20 protein-coding genes and 1 pseudogene are annotated in these 23,198 nt (G+C 71.8%); 11 read left to right on the forward strand and 10 right to left on the reverse strand.

Features of this window, described 5'->3' with window-relative positions:
- Positions 1-3: 3 nt before the first annotated feature.
- Positions 4-291: a ubiquinone biosynthesis accessory factor UbiK gene (ubiK, locus tag G545_RS0111450; RefSeq protein WP_027070499.1), complete on the reverse strand. Its 288-nt coding sequence runs from the start codon at positions 289-291 to the stop codon at positions 4-6.
- A 175-nt stretch (positions 292-466) separates the two neighbouring features.
- Between ubiK and G545_RS0111455 the strand changes: the two genes are divergently transcribed.
- Complete coding sequence (locus G545_RS0111455) at positions 467-805, forward strand: P-II family nitrogen regulator (RefSeq protein WP_027070500.1); 339 nt, start codon at positions 467-469, stop codon at positions 803-805.
- Positions 789-2,576, forward strand: coding sequence for a DUF4153 domain-containing protein (locus G545_RS0111460; RefSeq protein WP_027070501.1), 1,788 nt, complete (start codon positions 789-791; stop codon positions 2,574-2,576). Before G545_RS0111455 ends, G545_RS0111460 begins: the two co-directional genes overlap by 17 nt.
- A gap of 9 nt (positions 2,577-2,585) precedes the next feature.
- On the opposite strand, the gene G545_RS0111465 is transcribed toward G545_RS0111460, so the two are convergent.
- Both G545_RS0111465 and speE read right to left on the reverse strand, forming a co-directional pair.
- Complete coding sequence (locus G545_RS0111465) at positions 2,586-3,275, reverse strand: lipopolysaccharide core heptose(II) kinase RfaY (protein ID WP_052106794.1); 690 nt, start codon at positions 3,273-3,275, stop codon at positions 2,586-2,588.
- Between the two features lie 143 nt (positions 3,276-3,418).
- The gene (gene speE / locus G545_RS0111470; protein ID WP_027070503.1) at positions 3,419-4,279 is read right to left on the reverse strand and encodes a polyamine aminopropyltransferase; all 861 of its coding nucleotides are present in this window, start codon (positions 4,277-4,279) and stop codon (positions 3,419-3,421) included.
- Positions 4,280-4,432: 153 nt separating this feature from the next.
- Between speE and speA the strand changes: the two genes are divergently transcribed.
- Entirely contained in the window at positions 4,433-6,391 is a 1,959-nt protein-coding gene (speA, locus tag G545_RS14595) for an arginine decarboxylase (RefSeq protein WP_052106795.1), read from the forward strand.
- Positions 6,388-7,263 (forward strand): NAD(P)-dependent oxidoreductase, encoded by an 876-nt coding sequence (locus tag G545_RS0111480; protein ID WP_027070504.1) that lies wholly within the window; start codon positions 6,388-6,390, stop codon positions 7,261-7,263. The genes speA and G545_RS0111480 overlap by 4 nt, the downstream gene beginning before the upstream one ends.
- 45 nt (positions 7,264-7,308) lie before the next feature.
- Here G545_RS0111480 and G545_RS0111485 read toward each other — a convergent pair whose 3' ends face one another.
- The 3 genes from G545_RS0111485 to radC all read right to left on the reverse strand — a co-directional run bounded on the left by G545_RS0111485 (position 7,309) and on the right by radC (position 10,518).
- Positions 7,309-8,088 (reverse strand): SPOR domain-containing protein, encoded by a 780-nt coding sequence (locus G545_RS0111485; protein ID WP_027070505.1) that lies wholly within the window; start codon positions 8,086-8,088, stop codon positions 7,309-7,311.
- Positions 8,089-9,777 carry an arginine--tRNA ligase gene (gene argS / locus G545_RS0111490; protein WP_027070506.1) on the reverse strand — a complete coding sequence of 563 codons (1,689 nt, stop codon included), beginning with the start codon at positions 9,775-9,777 and terminating at the stop codon, positions 8,089-8,091.
- Positions 9,778-9,843: 66 nt separating this feature from the next.
- Positions 9,844-10,518: a RadC family protein gene (radC, locus tag G545_RS0111495; RefSeq protein ID WP_043711726.1), complete on the reverse strand. Its 675-nt coding sequence runs from the start codon at positions 10,516-10,518 to the stop codon at positions 9,844-9,846.
- Positions 10,519-10,617: 99 nt separating this feature from the next.
- Here radC and coaBC point away from each other — a divergent pair.
- The 3 genes and pseudogenes from coaBC (at position 10,618) to G545_RS0111510 (ending at position 14,758) form a co-directional block, all read left to right on the forward strand.
- Positions 10,618-11,870, forward strand: a pseudogene (gene coaBC, locus G545_RS14600) (bifunctional phosphopantothenoylcysteine decarboxylase/phosphopantothenate--cysteine ligase CoaBC).
- 13 nt (positions 11,871-11,883) lie between these two features.
- On the forward strand, positions 11,884-12,342 hold the full coding sequence (gene dut, locus G545_RS0111505) for a dUTP diphosphatase (RefSeq protein WP_027070508.1): 459 nt from the start codon (positions 11,884-11,886) through the stop codon (positions 12,340-12,342).
- 19 nt (positions 12,343-12,361) lie between these two features.
- A complete protein-coding gene (locus tag G545_RS0111510) occupies positions 12,362-14,758 on the forward strand; it encodes a phosphomannomutase/phosphoglucomutase (RefSeq protein WP_027070509.1) in 2,397 nt (798 codons plus the stop codon).
- Between the two features lie 21 nt (positions 14,759-14,779).
- Here the strand turns inward: G545_RS0111510 and G545_RS0111515 are convergent, their stop codons facing one another.
- Complete coding sequence (locus G545_RS0111515) at positions 14,780-15,433, reverse strand: hypothetical protein (RefSeq protein ID WP_036137228.1); 654 nt, start codon at positions 15,431-15,433, stop codon at positions 14,780-14,782.
- 80 nt (positions 15,434-15,513) lie between these two features.
- Positions 15,514-16,176 carry an orotate phosphoribosyltransferase gene (gene pyrE / locus G545_RS0111520; RefSeq protein ID WP_027070511.1) on the reverse strand — a complete coding sequence of 221 codons (663 nt, stop codon included), beginning with the start codon at positions 16,174-16,176 and terminating at the stop codon, positions 15,514-15,516.
- 128 nt (positions 16,177-16,304) lie between these two features.
- On the opposite strand from pyrE, the gene G545_RS0111525 reads away from it, so the two are divergent.
- The 3 genes from G545_RS0111525 to G545_RS14610 are packed head-to-tail and all read left to right on the forward strand — an operon-like array spanning position 16,305 to position 18,797.
- Positions 16,305-17,072, forward strand: coding sequence for an exodeoxyribonuclease III (locus G545_RS0111525; protein WP_027070512.1), 768 nt, complete (start codon positions 16,305-16,307; stop codon positions 17,070-17,072).
- On the forward strand, positions 17,062-18,456 hold the full coding sequence (locus tag G545_RS14605; RefSeq protein WP_036137231.1) for an MFS transporter: 1,395 nt from the start codon (positions 17,062-17,064) through the stop codon (positions 18,454-18,456). The genes G545_RS0111525 and G545_RS14605 overlap by 11 nt, the downstream gene beginning before the upstream one ends.
- Positions 18,457-18,491: 35 nt before the next feature.
- Positions 18,492-18,797 carry a hypothetical protein gene (locus G545_RS14610; RefSeq protein WP_052106772.1) on the forward strand — a complete coding sequence of 102 codons (306 nt, stop codon included), beginning with the start codon at positions 18,492-18,494 and terminating at the stop codon, positions 18,795-18,797.
- Here G545_RS14610 and G545_RS0111540 read toward each other — a convergent pair.
- On the reverse strand, positions 18,779-19,939 hold the full coding sequence (locus G545_RS0111540) for an anhydro-N-acetylmuramic acid kinase (protein ID WP_027070513.1): 1,161 nt from the start codon (positions 19,937-19,939) through the stop codon (positions 18,779-18,781). The genes G545_RS14610 and G545_RS0111540 overlap by 19 nt on opposite strands.
- A 3-nt stretch (positions 19,940-19,942) precedes the next feature.
- The gene (locus G545_RS0111545; RefSeq protein WP_027070514.1) at positions 19,943-21,370 is read right to left on the reverse strand and encodes a M23 family metallopeptidase; all 1,428 of its coding nucleotides are present in this window, start codon (positions 21,368-21,370) and stop codon (positions 19,943-19,945) included.
- A 179-nt stretch (positions 21,371-21,549) separates the two neighbouring features.
- Between G545_RS0111545 and tyrS the strand changes: the two genes are divergently transcribed.
- Entirely contained in the window at positions 21,550-22,773 is a 1,224-nt protein-coding gene (gene tyrS, locus G545_RS0111550; RefSeq protein ID WP_027070515.1) for a tyrosine--tRNA ligase, read from the forward strand.
- Positions 22,774-23,198: the final 425 nt, after the last annotated feature.

The following is a 23,198-nucleotide window of genomic DNA, read 5'->3' on the forward strand; positions in this document are numbered from 1 at the left end:
ACGTCAGTGACGCGGGAGGTCGTCGCCCGCGGCGGGCGGCGTGGTGCCCGCCTGCCGTGCTTCCAGCGTGGCCAGCTCGCGCTCGAGCTGCTCGAGCTTGTCGCGGGTGCGCGCCAGCACCGCGCGCTGCACCTCGAACTCCTCGCGGGTCACCAGGTCGAGCTTCGACAGGCCGGCCTGCAGCACGGCCTTGAAGTTCTGCTGCATCTCCTCGCGGCCCTCGCGCAGCCCGGGCGGGACCAGCGTGGACAGGCGGCGGGCGAGGTCGTCGATGTGGGCGAGGTCGATCATCTGCTTGGGGCTCCTCCGGGACCGGCCTCCAGCGTCGCCATGGCGGGGGCGGCGCGCCATCGGCGCTCGCCCCGGCGCGGGGTCGGGATAGTCCGGTTCCGGTGGCGACACTCTAGCGCAGCGCGGCCGGTGCTGGCGTATCCTCGCGCGGTCACGACGCGCCGGAGGCAGCCCGATGAAGATGGTCATGGCGGTGATCAAGCCGTTCAAGCTCGACGACGTGCGCGAGGCGCTGGCGGAGGCCGGCGTGGCCGGCATCACCGCTACCGAGGTCAAGGGCTTCGGCCGCCAGAAGGGCCATACCGAGCTCTACCGCGGCGCCGAGTACGTGGTCGACTTCCTGCCCAAGATCAAGCTCGAGGTCGCGGTCACCGACGACCAGCTCGACACCGTGGTCGAGGCGATCATGAAGGCGGCGGGCACCGGCAAGATCGGCGACGGCAAGGTCTTCGTCTGGGACCTGGACCGCGTGGTGCGCATCCGCACCGGCGAACTCGATGCCGACGCGCTCTGACACCCTGGACGACGAGGCCGCGCCGCGGCTGGAGCCGCAGGTCCGCGCCTTCATCGTCCTGCTGGCCCTGCTGCAGGGGCTTGCCCTGTGGCTGGTGCACCTGGGTGGGGAGAACGGCTGGCCGCTGCTGGACAGCCTGGGACCGCGGGTGTCCTGGTACACGCTGGTGCTCTCCGTGCCGACGGCGATGGCGCTGTCGGTGCGGCGGCTGGACGAGGCGCGCTTCTGGCAGCACGCCGCGCTGATCGGCGTCGTCTACCTCGGCCTGTCGCTGTGGGCCGCGCGCGCGGCCACCGGTGCACCGGGGCTGGCGGAGGACCGGATCCTGGCGCCGTTCGCGGCCAGCATGGCGGCCGCGCTGTTCGTCGCCGGACCCTTCCTGCAGTGCCGCCAGGAACACGGCCGCTGGTGCGCGCCGTACCCGGAGCTGTTCGCCCACGCCTGGCAGAACGCGCTGACGCTGGCGGTGGCGGCGGTGTTCACCGGCGCGTGCTGGGCGGTGCTCGGTCTGTGGGCCGGGCTGTTCAAGCTGGTCGGGGTGGACCTGTTCGCCGACATCTTCACTTCGAGGCCGTTCGCCTACCTTGGCACGGGGGTCATCGTCGGGCTGGGGGTGCTGGTCGGCCGCAGCCAGTCCAAGCCGGTGCGGGTCATGCGCCGGTTGCTGTTCGCGATCTTCACCGGGTTGTTCCCGCTGCTGGCGGCGATCGCGCTGCTGTTCGTCGCCACCCTGCCGTTCACCGGCCTGGAGCCGCTGTGGGGCACGCGTTCGGCGGCGACCGTGCTGATGGCGCTGGTGCTGGCGATGGTGGTGTTCGCCAACGCGGTCCACCAGGACGGCGACGAGCCGCCGCCGTATCCGCGCCCGCTGCGCCTGCTGGCCTCGGCGGGGCTGGTCGTGCTGCCGGTGTTCGCGGTGCTGGCGCTGGTCGCGTTGGGGCTGCGCATCGGCCAGTACGGGTGGACCGTGGACCGGCTGTGGGGCGTGCTGGCGGCGAGCGTGCTCGCGGTGCATGCGTTCGGCTATGCCTGGGCGGCGCTGTCGCGGAAGGACCCGTGGTTGGCCAAGCTGGAGCCGGTCAACGTCACCGCCGCGCTCTTGGGCGTGGCGCTGGTGCTGCTGGCGAACTCGCCGGTACTGGACCCGCAGCGCATCGCCGCGCACAGCCAGGTCGAGCGGCTGCTGGACGGCAAGACCGACCCGGAGGACTTCGACGTGGACTACCTGCGCTTCCAGTCCGGGCGCGCCGGCTATCAGGCACTGGCCGGGATCGTGGACGAGCCGCGGGTGCAGGACGACGCCGGGCTGGCCGACCGGATCGAACGCGCGCTGGCGCGCCAGCACCGGTGGCAGCCGTGGATGGATGCCGAGCCGACGATTGACAGTGCGGAGCAGGCACGGGCGCTGGTCGCGACCCCGGCCCCGGTACCCGAGGACTGGTGGCCGGCGCTGCTTTCCGAAGACCCGCTGGAGTCGATCGGCTGCCTGCAACCCGGCAGCGACTGCGTGGCCATCGCCCGCGACCTCGACGGCGACGGCGCCGCCGACATGCTGCTGTGCAACCTGTCCGGCGACTGGGCCGCCCACTGCCAGCTGCATGCGCGCGACGCGGACGGCACCTGGGGCGACATCGCCCAGGTCGTGCTGCCGGACGGGCAGCGTGGTGGCGTGGCCGAGGCCCTGCGCAGGGGCGAGGTCGGCACCGTGCGCCGGCGTTGGCCGGACCTGGAGATCGGTGGACAGCGCGCGCCGGTCGACGTGCCGCGCTGACGGACCTGGTTACCGGGTGCGCCGGCGGCGCCCCCAGCCACGTCCGCCGGCTCCGCGGTACAGCCGGGTCCAGGTGCCACGCAGCGCGCGCACCCAGCCCGGATCCACCAGCACCCGCGCGTCCTCCGGTGAGGGCGCCGTGCCCGCGAGCCGGGTCTGCAGCTTGACCACCTTGGCCAGCTCGCTGCGCAGCAGCTGCCGGCCGAAGCCACTGCGTGCCAGCCACCCCGGCATGGCCAGCGCGGCGGCGAAGTCGACCACCTTCGGTACGCCTCCGCTCACCAGGATGTTCGAACGGTGCAGGTCGTTGTGGGCGATCCCGGCCGCGTGCAGCGTGCCGACCGCGGCGCGGAGTTGCTGGAACAGGTCGGTAGACACTGCCGACATGTCATCGCCGAGCGGCTGGCCGTCGATGTACTCCATTCCCAGCACCAGCGCGTCGGTGGTCGCCACCGGTTGCGGTGCGTGTCCCCAGCCGCGCAGGCGCTCCAGGTTCCGGGCCTCGCGCCGGACCAGCAGCCGGGCGAGCGGCGCCAGCGGGGTCCGGCGGTAGCGCCGGTAGTCCTTCAGGACTGCCCGGCGCCCGTTGAGCCTGGCGACGTAGACGTCCGGCTCCAGCACGCGGGTGCCGCGCTTGAGGGTGCGGGTAGGGGAGGGGGCGTGGTCCTGCGCATGGACCAGGGAAGTCTGGGGTGGCATTGCAGATCCGGGCGCCGCGCAGCGGGCGCATGCCCGGGTGCAGGCGGGATCGCGCGACGGTGCTGGTGCCTGCAGCCTCCCAGATGCGGCCGCCGGGCCCCTTCAGAATGGCTCCGGCGGCGACGGATCGTTCCAGCCGGGGGTCAGCCTTCGTTCAGCGCCTTTCGCACGAACGGCGGCAGCACCGCCGCGGCCCGGTGGATGTCGGCGCTGTAGTACAGGGTGTCGAATTCCTTCCCGCGCGCGTCCTGCTCGCGGAAGTCGAAGCCCGCGCCGGCCTGCTTGCGCGCCAGCGTGCAGCTCCACCAGCCGGTCGGATAGCAGGGCTGCGGGAACGACAGGGTCTGGAAGGCGCCGAAGCCGGCCTTGCCCATCTCCGCGCGCATCTCGCCGATCAATTCCAGCAGGGCGAGCGGCGACTCGGACTGCTGGACCAGGATGCCGTCCTCGCGCAGGGCGCGGAAGCACGACTCGTAGAAGGCCTTGTTGAACAGCCCCTCGGCCGGCCCGACCGGATCGGTGGAGTCGACGATGACGATGTCGACGCTGCCCGGCTCCCGGTTCTTCATGTAGGCGATGCCGTCGTCGAACAGCAGCTGCGCGCGCGGGTCGCCGTTGGACTCGCACAGCTCGGGGAAGTGCTTCTCCGACATGCGGGTGACCTGCTCGTCGATGTCGCACTGCACCGCGCTGCGCACGCCCGGGTGCCGGAGCACCTCGCGCAGGGTGCCGCAGTCGCCGCCGCCGATGATCACCACGTCCTTGGGATCGGCGTGGGTGAACAGCGCCGGATGCGACATCATCTCGTGGTACAGGAAGTTGTCGCGGCTGGTGAGCATCACCGCGCCGTCGATCAGCATCAGGTTGCCCCAGTCGGTGGTCTCGAAGATCTCGATGTGCTGGAACGGCGAGCGCACCTCGTCGAGCTTGCGGGTGATCCGATAGCCGATCGCCGAGCCGGTCGGTTCGAAATCCTCGTAGTGCCACTGGGTGTCAGCGTTCATTCGTGTTCCGTCGTCGGGGCCACGCGGGCGTGGCGGGTGGGGCCGCGGATTGTAGCCAAGCCGGTGCGCGCCACCCGTGACCCGGTGCTGACGGGCCGCACCCGGGGGTGCGGATAGAATGCGCATCCCCCACGCATTGCCCCGGTGAGACGAATGACCGACTGGTCGCCCGATCAGGCCCGCCAGACCTACTCCGTGCCCTACTGGTCGGAGGGCTACTACGACGTCGACGACGCCGGCCGGGTGGTGGTCCGCCCGCGCGGCGACGGCGGCCCGTCGGTGGCGCTGGCCGAGGTGGTCGAGCGCGCGCGCGGCAACGGCGCCAAGCTGCCGCTGCTGGTGCGCTTCCCGGACGTCCTGGGCGACCGCCTGCGCCGGCTGCAGGGCGCCTTCGCCAACGCCATGGAGGAGTCGGAGTACACGGGCGGCTACACCGCGGTCTACCCGATCAAGGTCAACCAGCACGCCGGCGTGGCCGGGATGCTGGCCGCCCATGGCCATGACGCGGTCGCCGGTGCCCCCGCCACGCCGGCGGGCACCGCCTTCGGCCTGGAGGCCGGCAGCAAGCCCGAGCTGATGGCGGTGCTGGCACTGAGCCGCCCGGGCGGGTTGATCGTCTGCAACGGCTACAAGGACCGCGAGTACATCCGGCTGGCGCTGATCGGCCGCAAGCTCGGGCTGGAGACGTTCATCGTCATCGAGAAGCCTTCGGAGCTGCCGCTGGTGCTGGAGGAAGCGCGCGCGCTGGGTGTCGAGCCGGGCCTGGGCGTGCGCATGCGCCTGGCGACGCTGGGCGCGGGCAAGTGGCAGAACAGCGGCGGCGACAAGGCCAAGTTCGGCCTGTCCCCGCGCCAGCTGCTGGACCTGTGGAAGCAGCTGCGCGACAGCGGCATGGGCCACTGCCTGCAGCTGCTGCACTTCCACATGGGCAGCCAGATCTCCAACGTGCGCGACATCGCCGGCGGCATGCGCGAGGCGACCCGCTACCTGGTCGAGCTGTCCGCGCTGGGCGCGAAGCTGCGCTACATGGACGTGGGCGGCGGCCTGGGCGTGGACTACGAGGGCACCCGCTCGCGCAGCGAGTGCTCGATCAACTACAGCGTCGACCAGTACGCGCTCAACATCGTGCAGCCGCTGTCCGCCGCCTGTGCCGAGCACGGGCTGGAACCGCCGCGCATCGTCACCGAATGCGGGCGTGCCATGACCGCCCACCACGCGGTGCTGATCGCCAACGTCAGCGAGGTCGAGCAGGCGCCGCACGGCCGGGTGCCCGACGTGCACGACGACGAGCCGCAGGTCATCCGGCAGCTGCGCGAGATCCACGCCGAGCTCGGCCACCGCCCGCCGGTGGAACTGTTCCACGAGGCCGCGCACTTCCACAGCGAAGGGCTGGCGGCCTACGCGCTGGGCCAGATCGACCTGGTGCACCGCGCGCGGATCGACGACCTGTTCTACCTGGTCGCCCATGAGGTGCGCGCGCGGCTGGACCCGGGCGAGAAGGGACACCAGTCCGTGCTGGATGAACTCAACCAGCGGCTGGTCGACAAGTACTTCGTCAACTTCAGCGTGTTCGAGTCCATGCCCGACGTGTGGGCGATCGGGCAGGTGTTCCCGATCATGCCGATCGACCGCCTGGACCGGCGCCCGGACCGGCGCGGTGTGATCAAGGATCTGACCTGCGACTCCGACGGCCGCATCGACGTCTACGTCGAGGACGAGGGGCTGGACACCTCGATGCCGCTGCACTCGATCGCGCACGGCGAGTCGTACTGCCTCGGCTTCTTCCTTGTGGGCGCCTACCAGGAGATCCTGGGCGACATCCACAATCTGTTCGGCGACACCGACGCGGTGGAGGCGCGGATCGACGGCGACGGGGTGCGGATCACCCAGCAGCGCCGCGGCGACACCGCCGACGTCATGCTCGACTACGTGGGCTACAAGCTCGACGACCTGCGCCGCGCCTACCGCGGCCGCATCGCCCAGGCCGACCTGGCCCCCGACGAGGCGGCCCGCCTGGAGCAGGCACTGGAAGCCGGGCTGACCAGCTACACCTATCTGGAGGACCGGCCGGTGCGCCGGGACGCCACGGCGCCGGCGGGGGGCGCGAAATGAAGGCCGGTTTCATCGGCCTGGGCGCGATGGGCGCCCCGATGGCGCGCCACCTGCACGCGCGGGGCCTGCTGACTGCGGTGGGCAACCGCACCCAGGCCAAGGCCGACGCGCTGGCGGCGGAACTGGGGGTCCGTGCCGCCCGCTCGGCGGACAACTTCGCGGACTGCGTCGTGGTCGCACTATGCGTGTCGCTGGACGCGGACGTGCTCGAGAACGTGGCCGCCCTGGCGCAGGTGCTCAAGCGCGGCGCGGTGGTGGTCGACCATTCCACGGTGTCGGTGCAGACCGCGAACCGTGCCGCCGCGCTGCTTGCCGCCGAGGGCATCGGCTTCCTCGACGCGCCGGTCTCCGGCGGCGTCGAGGGCGCACGCAATGGCCGCCTGTCGGTGATGGCCGGTGGCGACGCGGAGGTGCTCGAGCGGGCGCATCCGGTGCTGGACGCCTATGCCGCGCGCATCAGCCACATGGGTGCCACCGGTGCCGGGCAGGCGACCAAGGCGGTGAACCAGGTGCTGGTGGCGGGCATCAACGAGGCGGTGTGCGAAGGCCTGGCGCTGGGCGAGAAGCTCGGGCTGGACCCGCGGGTGCTGCTGCCGACGCTGATGGCAGGCGCCGCCGGAAACTGGTTCCTGGACAAGCGCGGCGCAACGATGCTGGAAAGCCGGTTCGAACCCGGCTTCAAGAACGCGCACATGCTCAAGGACCTGCGCATCGCCAGCGCGATCGCCGGCAGCGCGGGCCTGCAGCTGCCCACCCTGCAGCAGGCACTGGCCGACTACGCGGAACTGGTCGAGCGCCGCCGCGGCGAGGAGGACACCTCCTCGCTGATCGACCTCAAGCGTGGTGGCGCCAGGCGCGCCGGTGCGGAGTAGCCGGGCCGCGCAAGGGGCCGGCCGGCACCGCTTCCGCGTGCCGGCTTACTCGACCTTGATCGCCATGGCGTCGAGGCCGCCATTGGCCAGCTTCTGCTTGGCCTCGGCGAGGTCGCCGGCGGTGCCGTAGGGGCCCATCCGCACGCGGTAGACGGTGCGGTCGTTGATCCGCGCCGACTCCACGCGCGCGGTCAGGCCCAGCAGGGCGATGCGGGCCTTGAGCTCCTCGGCCTGGCCGGAGGCCTGGAAGGCGCCGGCCTGCAGGATGTATCGGCTGCCGTCGCCGATTCCGGGGCCGGTGGTCGGCGCGGTCGCGGTCGCGGCCGCGGCGGGCGCGGGCTGCGGCTCGGCGGCCTGCGTCGTCGGGCTGTCGGTGGCGACCGGGGCCGGCAGCGCCAGCTCGGCGGCGTCCTCGCTGTTGGCGGCCGCGGCGGCTTCCTGCTGCTGGCGCGCCAGCCGCTCGGCCTCCTCGCGCTGGGTCGCGGCCAGCTCGGCATCCGTCATCGGCACCTCGCGCCCGGGCAGCACGGTGTAGAAGTCGTACTGCGAGCCGCGCCTTGGTTCCTCGCCGCCTGCCTCGCCGGCTTCGCCGGACGGCCGCCGCGCCGGGGCCGGCAGCTCGTCCACCGCCGCCGGGGCGGGCTGCGCGTCCGGGTTGGGGGTGGGGCGGAAGAAGCCGTCCCCGTCGGACTCCAGCATGCGCGGCACGAACAGCACCGCCAGCAGGGTCAGCAGGATCCCCAGGACCATCCACGCCCAGCCGGGCAGGCCGCCACCGCTGCCGGTGTTGCGCCGCGCCTGGGACTTGCCACGTCGTGCCGCCACTTACATCACCTCGGGGGCGCTCACGCCCAACAGGCCAAGACCGTTCGCCAGCACCTGGCGGGTCGCCGCCGCGAGCACCAGGCGGGCGTCGCGCACATCGGCATCATCGACCAGGAACTGGTGATCGTTGTAGTACGTCTGGAAGGACTGTGCCAACTCCAGCAGGTAAGTGGCCAGCTGGTGGGGCTCCAGGTCGCGCCCGGCGGTGGCCACCACCTCGGGGTAGCGCAGGATCGCGGCGACCAGCTCGTGGGTGGCCTCGTCGTCCAGCTCCAGCGCCTGGGCCAGGCCGTTGTCGCGGTCGAAGCGCAGGCCACGCTCGCGCAGCTGGCGCTCCAGGCCGCACATCCGGGCATGGGACACCTGGACGTAGTAGACCGGGTTGTCGAGCGACTGGCTGCGGGCCAGGTCGATGTCGAAGGTGAGCTGGGAATCGGGCTTGCGCGCGACCAGGAACCAGCGGGTGGCGTCGCGGCCGGCCTCCTCGACCAGGTCGCGCAGGGTGAGGTAGCTGCCGGCACGCTTGGACAGCTTCACCTCCTCGCCGCCGCGGACCACCGTCACCATCTGGTGCAGCACGTACTCCGGCCAGCCCTGCGGGATGCCGGCGTCCAGCGCCTGCAGGCCGGCGCGCACCCGCGCCAGCGAGCCGTGGTGGTCGGCGCCCAGCTCGGTGATCGCGCGCTCGTAGCCGCGCTCCCACTTGCTCAGGTGGTAGGCGACGTCCGGCACGAAGTAGGTGTAGCTGCCGTCGGACTTGCGCATCACGCGGTCCTTGTCGTCGCCGAACTCCGTGGTCCGCAGCCACAGCGCGCCGCCTTCCTCGTAGGTGTGGCCGTTGGCCGACAGGGTCCGGACCGCCTGCTCGACCTTGCCGTCGGCATACAGCGAGGACTCCAGGAAGTAGACGTCGAAGCCGACCCCGTAGGCGGCCAGGTCCTCGTCCTGCTCGCGGCGCAGCCAGGCCACCGCGAAGCGGCGGATCGCGTCCAGGTCCTCGACGTCGCGGGCCGCGGTCACTACCTGCCCGTCCATCTCCACGCTGGCGCCGTCCAGGTAGGCGCGGGCGACATCGACGATGTAATCGCCGCGGTAGCCGTCCTCCGGCCAGGAGGCGTCGTCGGGGCCCAGGCCGCGCGCGCGGGCCTGCACCGACCGCGCCAGGTTGTCGATCTGTGCGCCGGCGTCGTTGTAGTAGTACTCGCGCACCACTTCCCAGCCGTTGGCGTCCAGGATCCGCGCGATGCAGTCGCCGATCACCGCCGCGCGGCCGTGGCCGACGTGCAGCGGCCCGGTCGGATTGGCCGACACGTATTCCACGCCCGCGCGGCAGCCGAGCCCGGTGTCGTTGCGGCCGTACGCGCTGCCCTGGGCGAGCACTTCGCCCAGCTGCCGGCGCCAGGCCACCTCGCTGATGCGGAAGTTGATGAAGCCCGGCCCGGCGATCTCCACCGAGGCCACGTCCGCGTTCACCGGCAGCGCATCCACCAAGGCCTGGGCGATCGCACGCGGATTGCTGCGCGCCGGCTTGGCCAGGAGCATCGCCGCGTTGGTCGAGAAGTCACCCTGGGCCCGGTTCTTGGGCCGCTCGATGACGAAAGCGGGGACCTCGGCATCGGCCGGCAGGGTGCCGGCGGAGCGGAGTGCGTCGATGGCCCGGCTGACCAGGGCGTGGAGGGAGGCTTTCACGAAGGGACCTGCACGGTGCACGGAACCGGCCATTCTAGCTTCCGGCCGGGCACCGGCGTGAATGCGTCAGACCCAGCCGCGCGCCGCCAGCGACACTGGCGGCCCGTCCGCCACGACGAAGTGGTCCAGCAGGCGCAGGTCGACCAGCGCCAGCGCCTGCTTGAGGCGCGCCGTGACCGCCCGGTCGGCGGCAGAGGGTTCGCGGTTCCCGCTGGGGTGGTTGTGGCCGACGATCACCGCGGCGGCGTTGTGCGCCAGCGCGCGGCGGACCACCTCGCGCGGGTGCACCTCGGCACCGTCGATGGTGCCGCGGAACAGCTCTTCGAAGCCCAGGGCGCGGTGGCGGTTGTCCAGGAACAGCGCCGCGAACACCTCGTGCGGCCGCCCGCGCAGGCGCTGGGCGAAATAGCGACCGGCTGCCTGCGGGTCGCTGAGCGTCGCCCCGCGTTCCAGTTGCGCTTCCAGGTGCCGGTGGCCCAGCTCCAGTGCAGCGGCCAGGGTGCAGGCCCGCGCCGGACCCAGTCCCGGCAGGCGCGCCAGCTCCGGCGGCGGACGGTCCAGCAGCGCCCGCAGGGGGCCATGGGTGGCCAGCAGCTCGCGCGCGGTGGTGACCGCGTCGCGGCCACGCAGCCCGGAGCCCAGGAACAGGGCCAGCAGCTCGGCGTCGGAGAGCGAGCCCGGGCCGCGGGCGAGGAGTTTTTCCCGCGGGCGCTCACCGGCGGGCCAGTCACGGATGTGCATTGGGGAAAGGAAAGGCAGGCGGGCCTCCACTGTCGCCGTGCCGCCGCGGACGTGTAATCGGCCACGCGCGGCCGGTCGGGTAAGCTGGCGGCTGCCTGGATCGTCGGAGTTTTCCTGGTGGGTCGCGTGCGGGACCGGAACATCCTGTTGTGTGTCTGCGGCGGCATCGCCGCCTACAAGTCCGCGGCGCTGGTGCGCCGCCTGGGCGATGCCGGCGCGCGCGTGCAGGTGGCGATGACCGAAGCCGCCACCCGCTTCGTGACCCCGCTGACCTTCCAGGCCCTGTCCGGGCGCAGCGTACGCACCAGCCTGTGGGACGAGGCCGCCGAGGCCGCGATGGGCCACATCGAACTGGCGCGCTGGCCCGACCAGGTGCTGGTGGCCCCTGCCACTGCCAACACGCTGGCGAAGCTGGCGCATGGCCTGGCCGACGACCTGGTCAGCACCCTGTGCCTGGCCACCTCGGCGCCGCTGGCGGTCGCCCCGGCGATGAACCGGCAGATGTGGGCGCACCCGGCCACCCGGGCCAACGTCGAACTGCTCCGCAGCCGGGGCGTGCGGGTACTCGGGCCGGCGGCCGGCGGCCAGGCCTGTGGCGAGGTCGGCGAGGGGCGGATGCTGGAGCCGGAAGAGATCGTGGCCGAGCTGGACGGAGCCGCGGACTGATGCCGGACACTCCGCTTGCCGGCCGCCACGTGCTGGTGACCGCCGGCCCGACGTACGAGGACATCGACCCGGTGCGCTTCCTCGGCAACCGCAGCAGCGGGCGCATGGGCTTCGCCGTCGCCGCCGCGGCACGGGCCGCCGGCGCGCGGGTGACGCTGGTGGCCGGTCCGGTCGCACTCGACGCTCCGGCGGGCGTGGAACGGATCGACGTGCGATCGGCGGCGCAAATGCACGAGGCGGTGATGGCGGCGCTCCCTGCGGACGCCTACGTGGGGGCGGCCGCGGTCGCCGACTTCACTCCGGCGACCGTGTCCGGGCACAAGATCAAGAAGGGCCCCGGCGACGCAGGGCTGGTACTGGAGCTGGTGCGTACCCGCGACATCCTCGCCGACGTCGCCGCCCACCCGCGGCGGCCCGCACTGGTGGTCGGTTTCGCCGCCGAGACAGGCAACCTGGAAGCGAACGCACGGGGCAAGCTGGACGCCAAGAAGCTGGACCTGGTCTGCGCGAACCGGGTCGGCGTGCCGGGCAGCGGCTTCGAATCCAGCGACAACACCCTCGAGGTCTACTGGAACGGTGGCCACCGGCGCATCGGCCCGGCACCCAAGGCCGCGGTCGCGGCCGAACTGGTCGGGCTGGTGGCCGGGCGGCTGGTGGACCCCACGACCGGGCGCCCGCGCCCGTGAGCAAGGACAAACGATGCAGCACACCCTGGAAGTAAAGGTCCTGGATCCACGCTGGGGCCGGGATTGGGACCTCCCCGCCTATGCCACCGAGGCCAGTGCAGGCCTGGACCTGCGCGCCGCCCTGGAGCAGCCGCTGGAGCTGGCACCGGGCGGCGTGGAGCTGGTCCCCTCCGGGCTGGCCATCCACATCGGCGATCCGTCGATGTGCGCGGTGATCCTGCCCCGCTCGGGGCTCGGCCACCGCCACGGCATCGTGCTGGGCAACGGCACCGGCCTGATCGACGCCGATTACCAGGGTCCGCTGCAGGTCAGCGTGTGGAACCGCGGCACGCAGCCTTTTACGATCCAGCCGGGAGACCGGATCGCGCAGCTGGTGCTGTTGCCGGTGGTGCGCGCCCGGGTCCAGGTGGTGGACGGGTTCACGCCCAGTGGCCGGGGCGGTGGCGGCTTCGGCCACACCGGCCTGCGCTGAGGGACAGGGGGACGGGACATTGAGCAAGAGCATCGACATCTCCGGCATTGATCCGGCACGCCTGCGCACCCTGCTGGTCGCGGTCGCCGTGCTGCTGGTCGCGCTCGCGGGCTGGCTGGCCTGGAGCGGCTGGCAGCAGCAACAGGACGGCGGACGGCGGGCAGGGGTGACCGAGGCACGCGACGCCGTCGTGGCCAGCCTGGCCGCCACCCTCGGCGAGCAGCAGCAGGAAATGGCGGAGCGCGTCGCGTCGGCGCCGGTGCGCGCGGCCGCGGCCGCGGGCGACCTGGCACGCGCCGGCGACCTGCTCGACGACGGCTGGGAAGGCGCCGTCGACGGCGTGCTGCTGGCGCCGGACCTCGACGAGGTCTACGCCGCCCTGCCGGAGGCCGGCTACGGCCGGCTCGGCGCCATGGAGGCCGCGCTCGCCGCCGACGCCCCGGTGGCGTGGGTCGTTCGCGCGGGCGATGCCGAGCGGCTGGCGCTCGCCGCGCCGGTGCGTGGCGAGGACGGCGGCCTGCTGGCGGTCGCGCTGGTGCACCTGCCGCTGCAGGTGGTCACCGGCCCGGTCGCCGGGGCGACGATCCCGAACGGCACCTACCTGGCGCTGCGGCAGGGCGGGCACAGCGTGCTGGAGCGCGGCGACACGCGGTTGGGCACGAGCGCGGAGGCGCTGGGTGCCCGCGTGCCCGGCAGCGGGCTGCGCATTGCCGCCGCGGTGCCGTACGTGGCGCCGGCGCCCTGGGGCCTGTCGGGCGGCGCGGCGGTGATCGCCGCGCTGGTCCTGCTCGCCCTCGCGGTCCTGGCGCTGCTTGCGCCGAAGCTGCTGGCGCGGCGCGGCGTGGCGCCCGGGCCGGAGGAGGCCGAGGCCGGCGCCGACGCGCCGACCCTGGTCGAGGCGGCGCAGCGCGAAGCCGAGGAGGAGGCAGCCGCGGAGGCGGCGGCCGGGACCACGGTCTCGGTTGCCCCCGCGGCTGGCGACAGCCCCCCGGAGGAGGCCGCACCCGAAGTCGAGGCGGGTGCCGTCGCCCCCGCGGTCGACGTCGACCCCGGCATCTTCCGCGCCTATGACATCCGCGGCATCGTCGGAGCCACCCTTTCGCCCCAGGTCGCGGTCCTGGTCGGCCAGGCGATCGGCTCGCTGATGTACGAGAAGGGGCTGTCCGACATCGTGGTCGGCCGCGACGGGCGCCTGTCCGGGCCGGAGATGGCGGCGTCGCTGATCGAGGGCCTGCGCCGGGCCGGCCGCAACGTCGTCGACATCGGCATGGCACCCACCCCGCTGGTGTACTTCGGCGCCTTCCACCTGCGTGCCGGGTCCTGCGTGTCGGTGACGGGCAGCCACAACCCGCCCGACTACAACGGCTTCAAGGTCGTGGTCGGCGGCCACACGCTGTCGGGCGATGCCATCACCGACCTGTACGACCGGATCGCCAATGGCCGCCTGCACGCCGCGCCGCAGGAAGGCACGCTGGAAAAGCGCGACATCGGGGAGGACTACGTCCAGCGCGTGGCGACCGACGTCCAGCTCGAGCGCCCGCTCAAGGTCGTGGTCGATGCCGGCAACGGCGTCGCCGGCGGCCTGGGTCCGAAGGTGCTGGAGGCGGTCGGCGCCGAGGTGGTCCCGCTGTACTGCGACATCGACGGCACCTTCCCCAACCACCACCCCGACCCCAGCGAGCCGCACAACCTGGCCGACCTGGTGCAGATGGTGGGCCGGCTGGACGCGGACCTGGGCATCGCCTTCGACGGCGACGGCGACCGCCTGGGCGTGGTCACCCGCGACGGCGAGAACATCTTCCCCGACCGGCTGCTGATGCTGTTCGCGGCCGACGTGCTCGAGCGCAACCCGGGCGCCCAGATCATCTTCGACGTGAAGTGCACCGGCCGGCTGCCGGGCTACATCCTGCGCCATGGCGGCAGCCCGTTGATGTGGAAGACCGGGCACTCGCTGATCAAGGCCAAGATGCGCGAAACCGGCGCCGAACTGGCCGGCGAGATGAGCGGGCACTTCTTCTTCCAGGAGCGCTGGTACGGCTTCGACGACGGCATCTACGCCGCCGCGCGGCTGCTGGAGATCCTCGCGGCCCGGCCGGAAGCCCCTGGCGAGGTGCTGGCGGCGCTGCCCGCCGGGATCTCGACGCCGGAGATCAAGGTCGTCGCGCCAGGGGAGGACCCGCACGGCTTCGTCGAACGCTTCGTCGCCGCCGCCGACTTCAGCGGCGCCCGCCTGTCGACCATCGACGGGCTGCGGGTGGACTGGCCGGACGGCTGGGGCCTGGTGCGTGCATCCAACACCACGCCGGTGCTGGTGCTGCGCTTCGATGCCGACGACCAGGCGGCGCTGGACCGCATCCAGGGCGAGTTCCGGCACCGGCTGCTGGCGCTGGACCCGGAACTGGCGCTCCCGTTCTGACCCGGGCGGCCGCCGCCCGCCTCAACGGTTGGCAGCGGCCTGCTTGAGCTCGCGGTAGCGGGCCAGCGACTGCTCCAGTTCCTCGGCGAGGAGCCGGCGCTGGACCTGCTGCTGTTCCAGCAGGGCCTGCTGGTGGCGCAGGCCGCGGTGCTGCTCCTGGATGCCGGCCGCCAGCGCCTTGGGCACGGCCTCGCCGGACAGTTCGGCCTCGGCGGCCTGGCGCAGCAGGCCCATCAGGCTGGCACGGATGCTCTCGATGCCGAGCTCGGAGCTGCGCGCGGCGGCCTCCACCAGTCCCAGGCGGGCACCGAAGGCCCGCCGCAGCGCCTCCTCGCTGTCGTAGGCGTGCACCATGGCGCGCTCCTGGCGTTCGCGCGCGGCGGCCTCGGCGTCGGCCTGCCGCTCCAGTTCGGCGAGCGCCTCGGCGGCCGCCTTCTCCTCGTCGGTCAGGGCGCGTCCGAGCGTGCGCGTGAGGGTGCCGCTGGCGCTGAACTCGCGGCGGGCGTTGTCCACCGCGTCCGCCGGAAGCGCATCGCCGCAGATCCGCTCGCCTTCCTCCTCCCAGCAATAGATCCGCTTCTCGGCGCCGCGCTGCTGCGCATCGGCGGGCGAGGCCCCCAGCAGGGTGCCGGCGAGTGCGGCGAGGAGCAGCGGGCGGAGCAGGTACTGGGACATGGCGTTGGTGATCGTCTACGTTCCGGAGGTGATGCGCGGGGGCATGTCATAGCCACGCAAGAAACGCGCCAGCCGGAGCGTCACCCGCCGTCCGAACTGCCATACCGGTCACGATACGCCTCCAGCGCGGGCCGCCATTCGGCCAGCGTGGCCATGCCGCTGGCGAATGCAAGCAGGTCGTCCAGCGTCGCCACCGCGACGACCGGGATGCCGCGCTCGTCCGCCAGCGCCTGCGCCGCCGAGCGCCGCCCCTGCGAGGGATCCAGCGCCTCCTGGCGGTCAAGCGCAATGACCACGCCGGCGACCTCGCCGCCTGCGGCGGTGATGGTTTCGAGTGCCTCGCGCACGGCGGTGCCGGCGGTGATCACGTCGTCGACGACGAGCACCCGCCGCCCCTGCAGCGACGCGCCGATCAGCTGACCGCCTTCGCCATGGGCCTTGGCCTCCTTGCGATTGAAGGCAACCGGCAGGTCGCGGCCGCGCCGCGCGAACTCGAAGGCAAGGGCGGTCGCCAGCGGGATGCCCTTGTAGGCCGGGCCGAACAGCAGGTCGAAGTCGAGGCCCGCCGCCTCCAGCGCGTCGGCGTAGCAGCCGGCCAGGCCCGCGAGCGTAGCGCCGGAGCTGAACTGCCCGGCGTTGAAGAAATAGGGGCTGGTGCGCCCGGACTTGAGCGTGAACTCGCCGAAGCGCAGGGCGTCGGCTTCGATCGCGAGCTGGAGGAAGCGTGAGCGGTGGTCGTCCAAGGCAGTTGGCCGGTGGCGTGGGGTCCAGGGAATGATAACGGCCGGCGCCGCCCGGCCCGGCCCGATGCCGCGCTATCCTGCCCCGGCGGCACCGCCGCGCCTTCCCCCTCGCAGACGACCGGCAGTACATGCGCATCATCAGCTTCAACGCCAACGGAATCCGTTCGGCGGCCCGCAAGGGCTTTTTCGACTGGTTCCGCGAACAGGACGCGGACCTGCTCTGCATGCAGGAGACCAAGGCCCAGGAGCACCAGCTGGCCGCGCCGGAGTTCGTGGTCGACGGTTACAAGGCCTTCTTCCGCGACGCCACCACGAAGAAGGGCTACAGCGGCGTGGCCATCTACTCCCGCCGTGAACCCGACGAGATCCGCACCGGGCTGGGCTGGGCCCCGTTCGACGACGAGGGGCGCTACATCGAGGCACGCTTCGGCAACCTGTCGGTGGTCTCGTTCTACATCCCGTCCGGTTCGTCGGGCGACCTGCGCCAGGGCTTCAAGTTCGAGGTGATGGACTGGCTGCGGCCGATCCTGGACCAGTGGCTGGCCAGCGGGCGCGACTACGTGCTGTGCGGGGACTGGAACATCGTCCGCAGCGAGCTGGACATCCGCAACTGGAAGTCCAACCAGAAGAACTCCGGCTGCACCCCGCCCGAGCGCGAGTGGCTCAATGCGCTGTGCGGCGATGGCTGGATGGATGCCTACCGCGCGCTGGAGCCGGAAGGGCAGGACTACACCTGGTGGAGCAACCGCGGCCAGGCCTACGCCAAGGACGTGGGCTGGCGCATCGACTACCAGCTGGTGACCCCGGCACTGGCCGAGCGCCTGCGGCGCTGGTCGATCCTGCGCGAGCCGCGCTTCTCCGACCATGCGCCGTTCACGGTGGACTATGACTACTGAGCCGGCACGGGCGGTGGCGCCCGGCTGGCGAGGCGTGCTGGCCAACCTGCGCCAGCGCAAGGTCCTGGCGATGCTGCTGCTGGGCTTCAGCTCCGGCATGCCGATCTACCTGGTCGGCAACACGCTCGGCTTCTGGATGCGCGAGAACGCCATCGAGCTGTCGACCATCGGGTTCCTGTCCTGGGTCGGGCTGGCGTACTCGCTGAAGTTCCTGTGGGCGCCGCTGGTCGACAAGCTGGACGCCCCGGTCCTCGGGCGCTGGCTGGGACGGCGGCGCGGCTGGATGATGCTCGCGCAGCTGGTGGTCGCCGCCGCGCTGGTCGGGATGGCGCTGGTGCAGCCGGGGGAGGGCGGGCTCGTCCTCGCCGGCGTGCGGCTCGACCAGCTGATGGTGTTCGGGGGACTCGCCCTGGTGGTCGCCTTCGCCTCGGCCACCCAGGACATCGTCATCGATGCCTGGCGCATCGAGTCGGCGGACAGCCCCGAGCAGCAGGGCCTGCTGACCTCGACGTCGACCCTGGGCTACCGCGGCGCGCTGCTGGTCACCGATGCGCTGATCCTGATCATCGCCGCGCAGGTCGGCTGGGTGGTTTCCTACACGCTGATGGCGGTGCTGATGGGCGTCGGCGTTTTCGCGACGCTGTATGCCCGGGAGCCGGCGGCCACCGGTTCCGCGGCCGCGATCGCCTCGCCGGTCCCGTTGCTCTCCGGACGCGGCATGCTGGATGCCGTGGTGGGGCCGTTCGTCGCCTTCTTCCGCCAGCACGGGCGCTGGGCGCTGCTGATGCTGCTGGTCATCAGCCTCTACCGGCTGCCGGACTTCCTGATGGGTCCGATGGCCAACCCGTTCTACGCCGACCTGGGCATCGACAAGGAAACCGTGGGGGCGGTCCGCGGCTCCGTCGGGCTGGTGGCCACGGTGCTGGGGGTGGCCGCCGCGGGGCTGAGCGCGGTGCGCTTCGGCTTCGGCGCCACGCTGCTGGCCGGGGCGGTGCTCGGCCCCGGGTCGAACCTGGCCTTCAGCTACCTGGCCCTGCATGGCGCCGACGAGGGCGTATTCACCGCGGCGATGGTGATCGACAACTTCTGCAGCGGCTATGCCGGCGTGGCGCTGGTGGGCTACATGTCGAGCCTGACCAACATCGGCTACACGGCGACCCAGTACGCACTGCTCAGCTCGTTCTACGCTTTGCTCGGCAAGCTGCTCAAGGGCCTGTCGGGGGTGGCGGTGGAGCAGCTGGAGGCCACCGGCCGCAGCCTGCTCGAGGCGTATTCGCTGTTCTTCGCCGGGACGGCGGCGGTGGGCGTCCCGGCGGTGCTGCTCTGCATACTGCTGGCGACCCGACGACCCCCGGGTACGCCCCGGGTTGGCGACGGGTCGTAGCGCGCCTATCCTCGCGGGCAGGAGGGCGGAAGATCATGAGCTGGAACGTTCAACTGGAACTGGATCCGCTGCTGCTGGAGCGCGTGCGCCGGTTCGCCGGGACACGGGGGTGGAGCCTGGAGCGGGCCCTCGCGCAGTTGGTCGAGCGCGGGCTGCTGGCCGCCGAGGCCGAGGCGTTGCCGCGTTTCGACCCGAGCGATGATGCGGCCCTGCGCGCCGCGATCGCGGCGATGGAGCAGATCCAGGACGATCCGGGCTTCTCGCTGATCGGTCGCGCCGGCGGCGCGTCGCGCGACGAGCCGCAGTCGGCACCGGAGCCGCGTCAGCTCGCGGCCGGGTAAACCACCCCGAGCACCCGCGCGCCCCGCGCACCGGTGACCGCGGGCAGGTTGCCCGCCAGACCGGCCATCGTGCGCCGCGCCAGCCAGGCGAAGCCCATCGCCTCCACGTAGTCCGGGTGCAGTCCGGCGGCGGCCGTGGACTCCACCGCCATGCCGGGCAGCAGCGCCTGCAACCGTGCCATCAGCAGCGGGTTGTGCACGCCGCCGCCACAGGCAAGCACGCGCCGCGTCCCCGGTTGCTCGCGCCGGAGGGCGTCGGCGACCGTCCGGACGGTCAACTCCAGCAGCGTCGCCTGCACGTCGCGAGGATCCTCGCCCCGCAGCCGCGCCTGCAGCCACTCCAGGTGGAACTGCTCCCGGCCGGTGCTGCGGGGAGGCGGCAGCGCGAACCACGGCTCTTCCAGCAGGCGTTCCAGCAGCCCGGGGTCATTGGTGCCGCCAGCGGCCCACGCGGCATCCCGGTCGAAGGGCTGCCCGGTGTGCCGCTCGCACCAGGCGTCGAGCAGGCAGTTGGCGGGGCCGGTGTCGAAGCCCCGGACCGCCGCGTCGCCGGCCGGCAGCAGGGTCAGGTTCGCGATGCCGCCCAGGTTGAGCACTGCACGGTCTTCGCCGGGGTCGGCGAGCAAGGCGGCATGCAGCGCCGGAAGCAGCGGGGCGCCCTGGCCACCTGCGGCGACGTCGCGGCGGCGGAAATCGGCCACTGTCGCGATGCCGGTGCGCTCGGCGATGACGTTGCCGTCGCCGATCTGGATCGTGAAGGGGTGGCGTCCGTCCCCGGCGGCGCCGGCGGGACGGTGGCGGATCGTCTGGCCATGCGAGCCGATCGCCATCACCGCGCCCCGGGGCACGCCGGCTTCTTCGAGCAGCGATCGGGTCGCTTCGGCGAAAGCCTCGGCCACCTGGACGTCCAGCGTGCCAAGCAGGTCCAGCGAGGGTTCGATCCGCTGTTGCCCGATGTCCAGCAGCAGCCCGCGCACCGAGGGATCCCACTGCGCGTGGGCGGCGTGGACCAGGCGGCACCGGCCACCGGCGTCGAATTCGACCAGCGCCGCGTCGATCCCGTCGGCGCTGGTGCCCGACATCAGGCCGACGAACAGGCCCTCCGGGCCCGCGCCGGGCGCGGTACCGGCGCGCGCTGGCATGGCTCAGGCCTTGCTGTCGCTCGCCGGGGCGGCGTCTTCCGTGCGGGCGATGGCCGAAGCGCGGTTCGCCCGGTCCTCGACCTGCTGCAGGCGTGCCAGGGTCGGAGCGGTGGCCGCGCGGAAGGCGACCAGCGCCTGGCCCTTCAGCGGCTCCGGCGGGGGCAGGGTCACGGCGAGCGGGTTCTTGTGCACGCCGTTGACGCGGAATTCGTAGTGCAGGTGCGGACCGGTGGCCAGGCCGCTCGAACCCACGTAGCCGATGGTCTGGCCCTGCTTGACCCGTTGCCCGCGCTTGAAGTTGCCGAAGCGCGACATGTGCGCGTACAGCGTGGTGTGGCCCTTGCCGTGGTCGAGGATGACGGTACGGCCATAGCCGCGCTGCCAGCCCACGAACGACACCCGCGCGTCGCCGGCGGCCATGATCGGCGTGCCGGTGCGCGCGCCGTAGTCCACGCCGCGGTGCGCGCGGGTGGTGCCCAGCACCGGGTGCTTGCGCGAGGGGTTGAAGCCGGAGGTGACGCGCGCGTAGGGGATCGGCATCCGGATGAAGGCCTTCTTCAGCGGCCGGCCCTCGAGGTCGAAGTACCCCGCCTTGCCGTCGTGCTCGAAGCGCAGCCCGGTATAGGTCTTGCCGCCGGTGGTGAAGGTCGCGGCCTGGATCTCGCCCGTGCCGATCCGCTCGCCGTCGCGCCACACCTCGTCATAGACGACGCTGAAGCGGTCGCCCTTCTGCGAGGTGGTGAAGTCGATGTCGTACTGGAAGATCTCGTCGGTCATCGTGGCGATGGCCGCCGGGGACAGGCCCGCCTTTCGCGCGGCGGCGTACAGCGAGGTACCGATCTCACCGGTGATCGCGCGGGAGCGGATCTCGCGCGGCAGCTCGATGGTGCGCTGCCGGACCTCACCGTCCGCGAGCGTGACCTCGACCTGGTGGTCGCGGTCGCGCAGGTAGCGGAAGCCGCGCAGCTCGCCGTCGGCGGAGATCTCGAAGTCCAGGCGGGCGCCGGGGCGCAGCCGCGTCAGGGCCTGCTCCGCGCCAGGCTGTTCCAGGATGCGGTGCATGGTCGTCGCCGGCACGCCCATCTGCTGGAATACCGCGCCGAGCGTCTGGCCCTTGCGGATCTCGACGGTCTGCCACTGTTGCTGGGGAGCGGAGGCTTCCCCGGGTGCGGGCATCGGAGGCAGCGGCAGGGCCATCGACATCTGCGCCGAGTGCGAGCGCGTGGTCGGGCGGTCACCGAAGCCGGGCACGATCGCCGCGGTGAGCGCGGCCATGGTTGCCAGCAGGCTCGCCTGCGCCCACTGTCGCCTCGACCACCGGCCGGTGAATCCGTGGGTGTAGTCGTTTGCAGGCACCGGTCGGTGCAGGGCGGCTTCGCGCAGTTGCTTCAGGCGTTCACGCCGGTCGTGACCGGTTCCGGAAGGCTTCATCAAAAAGATCCCCTGGGCCGCCCGTGTGAAGGCGACGTGCGGAAGGTACGATAGAGACGCGAGGATTATGCGTCAAACCCTTGAAGGTCATGGCTTTTGGATTCCGTGACACCGGTCCTGGCTCAGCCGGGATTCAATGTCGTGACCATGAATGTTCAATCTTCTTAACAGGTACGCCCGTGTCCCCCAATTCAGTTTCCCCCGCCGATGCCCTCGCCCTGATCGAGCGCGGCGCGGACGAACTCCTCAAGCGTGAAGAGCTCGCCGAGCGCCTGGCCAGCGGCCGCCCGCTGCGGGTCAAGGCCGGCTTCGATCCGACCGCCCCGGACCTGCACCTCGGCCACACGGTGCTGCTCAACAAGATGCGCACCTTCCAGGACCTCGGCCACGAGGTGGTGTTCCTGATCGGCGACTTCACCGGGATGATCGGCGACCCGACCGGCAAGAGCGCCACCCGCAAGCCGCTGGACCGCGAGCAGGTACTCGCGAATGCCCGGACCTATGCGGACCAGGTCTACAAGGTGCTGGACCCGGCCCGGACGACGGTGCGCTTCAACAGCGAGTGGTTCGGGAAGATGGGGGCGGACGACCTGATCCGGCTCGCCGGCCAGCACACCGTGGCGCGGATGCTCGAGCGCGACGACTTCGCCAAGCGCTACGCGGCGCAGCAGCCCATCGCCATCCACGAGTTCCTCTATCCACTGGTGCAGGGCTATGACTCGGTCGCGCTGGAGGCGGACGTCGAGCTGGGCGGCACCGACCAGAAGTTCAACCTCCTGATGGGGCGCGGGTTGCAGGAGCACCATGGCCAGAAGCCGCAGGTGGTGCTGACCATGCCGCTGCTGGAAGGCCTGGACGGCGTCCAGAAGATGAGCAAGTCGCTGGGCAACTACATCGGCATCGACGAGCCGGCGATCGACATCGTCACCAAGACCATGAAGATCGGCGACGAGCTGATGTGGAAGTGGATCGAGCTGCTCAGCTTCGAGATCAGCGCGGCCGAGGCCGCGGACGCCCGCAAGGCCATCGACGCGGGCGGGCTCAATCCGCGCGACCTCAAGCTGCGGCTGGCACGGGAGCTGGCGGCGCGCTTCCACGATGCGGCGGCGGCCGAAGCAGCAGTCGCCGGCTGGAACGCCGCGGTCCGGGGCGAGGGGGACACCAGTACGCTGCCCCTGCAGGAGGTCGCCGTACCCGCGGACGGCCTCCGGATCGCGGCTGCGCTCACCGCCGCCGGGCTGACTCCCAGCAATTCCGAGGCGAACCGCAAGTTGCGCGAGCGGGCCGTCCGCATAGACGGCGCCGTCGTGGAAGACGCGCAACGGGTGCTGCCCCCGGGCTTCGAGGGCGTCCTGCAGGTGGGCAAGCGGACGTTCGCACGGGTGCTTCTGGTCGCTTCCTGAACGGAAGCCTTCGGGGTCCTCGTGGTGGCTTCCCACCCGCCGGAAGGGTGTGCATAATGCGCGGCCCGCTTCGACGGACTGGTCCTGAACGGCGGGGATCGCGGCACAAACGGACGTCAACAAGGTGTTGACAGCCACGAAAACCGCGGTATGATGTGCAGCTCCCTCGGGCACTTTGGCTCGACGGGAAACGGGAAAGGCGCTGAGGCCGGCCCCGGACGATCTTTGACAGTGTGCGCAGGTGACTTGTGCGGGCGTCTGGTGGTGGCCGTTGCCATTAGCAGATGACTCGTAACAGAGCAACAAGTCAATTCAATTGCAGAGATGCAAGCGAGTGGTTCTTGATGCCTGGAGCGGGCTCTGCACTCAAAGCATTGATGGATCTCTTTATGGGATTTGTCGAAAACTTCAAGTGAAGAGTTTGA

Source organism: Lysobacter defluvii IMMIB APB-9 = DSM 18482 (genome assembly GCF_000423325.1).
Taxonomy (GTDB): Bacteria; Pseudomonadota; Gammaproteobacteria; order Xanthomonadales; family Xanthomonadaceae; genus Novilysobacter; species Novilysobacter defluvii.

What these genes read in the sequence shown, in the direction of transcription:
- G545_RS14605 (WP_036137231.1), top strand. Translation starts at nt 17,062, where the DNA reads ATGACTACTGAGCCGGCACGGGCGGTGGCGCCCGGCTGGCGAGGCGTG.
- G545_RS0111540 (WP_027070513.1), bottom strand. Translation starts at nt 19,939, where the DNA reads ATGCCAGCGCGCGCCGGTACCGCGCCCGGCGCGGGCCCGGAGGGCCTG.
- radC (WP_043711726.1), bottom strand. Translation starts at nt 10,518, where the DNA reads ATGCACATCCGTGACTGGCCCGCCGGTGAGCGCCCGCGGGAAAAACTC.
- G545_RS14610 (WP_052106772.1), top strand. Translation starts at nt 18,492, where the DNA reads ATGAGCTGGAACGTTCAACTGGAACTGGATCCGCTGCTGCTGGAGCGC.
- G545_RS0111525 (WP_027070512.1), top strand. Translation starts at nt 16,305, where the DNA reads ATGCGCATCATCAGCTTCAACGCCAACGGAATCCGTTCGGCGGCCCGC.
- G545_RS0111465 (WP_052106794.1), bottom strand. Translation starts at nt 3,275, where the DNA reads ATGCCACCCCAGACTTCCCTGGTCCATGCGCAGGACCACGCCCCCTCC.
- ubiK (WP_027070499.1), bottom strand. Translation starts at nt 291, where the DNA reads ATGATCGACCTCGCCCACATCGACGACCTCGCCCGCCGCCTGTCCACG.
- G545_RS0111515 (WP_036137228.1), bottom strand. Translation starts at nt 15,433, where the DNA reads ATGTCCCAGTACCTGCTCCGCCCGCTGCTCCTCGCCGCACTCGCCGGC.
- G545_RS0111455 (WP_027070500.1), top strand. Translation starts at nt 467, where the DNA reads ATGAAGATGGTCATGGCGGTGATCAAGCCGTTCAAGCTCGACGACGTG.
- G545_RS0111545 (WP_027070514.1), bottom strand. Translation starts at nt 21,370, where the DNA reads ATGAAGCCTTCCGGAACCGGTCACGACCGGCGTGAACGCCTGAAGCAA.
- G545_RS0111480 (WP_027070504.1), top strand. Translation starts at nt 6,388, where the DNA reads ATGAAGGCCGGTTTCATCGGCCTGGGCGCGATGGGCGCCCCGATGGCG.
- dut (WP_027070508.1), top strand. Translation starts at nt 11,884, where the DNA reads ATGCAGCACACCCTGGAAGTAAAGGTCCTGGATCCACGCTGGGGCCGG.
- speA (WP_052106795.1), top strand. Translation starts at nt 4,433, where the DNA reads ATGACCGACTGGTCGCCCGATCAGGCCCGCCAGACCTACTCCGTGCCC.
- G545_RS0111460 (WP_027070501.1), top strand. Translation starts at nt 789, where the DNA reads ATGCCGACGCGCTCTGACACCCTGGACGACGAGGCCGCGCCGCGGCTG.
- speE (WP_027070503.1), bottom strand. Translation starts at nt 4,279, where the DNA reads ATGAACGCTGACACCCAGTGGCACTACGAGGATTTCGAACCGACCGGC.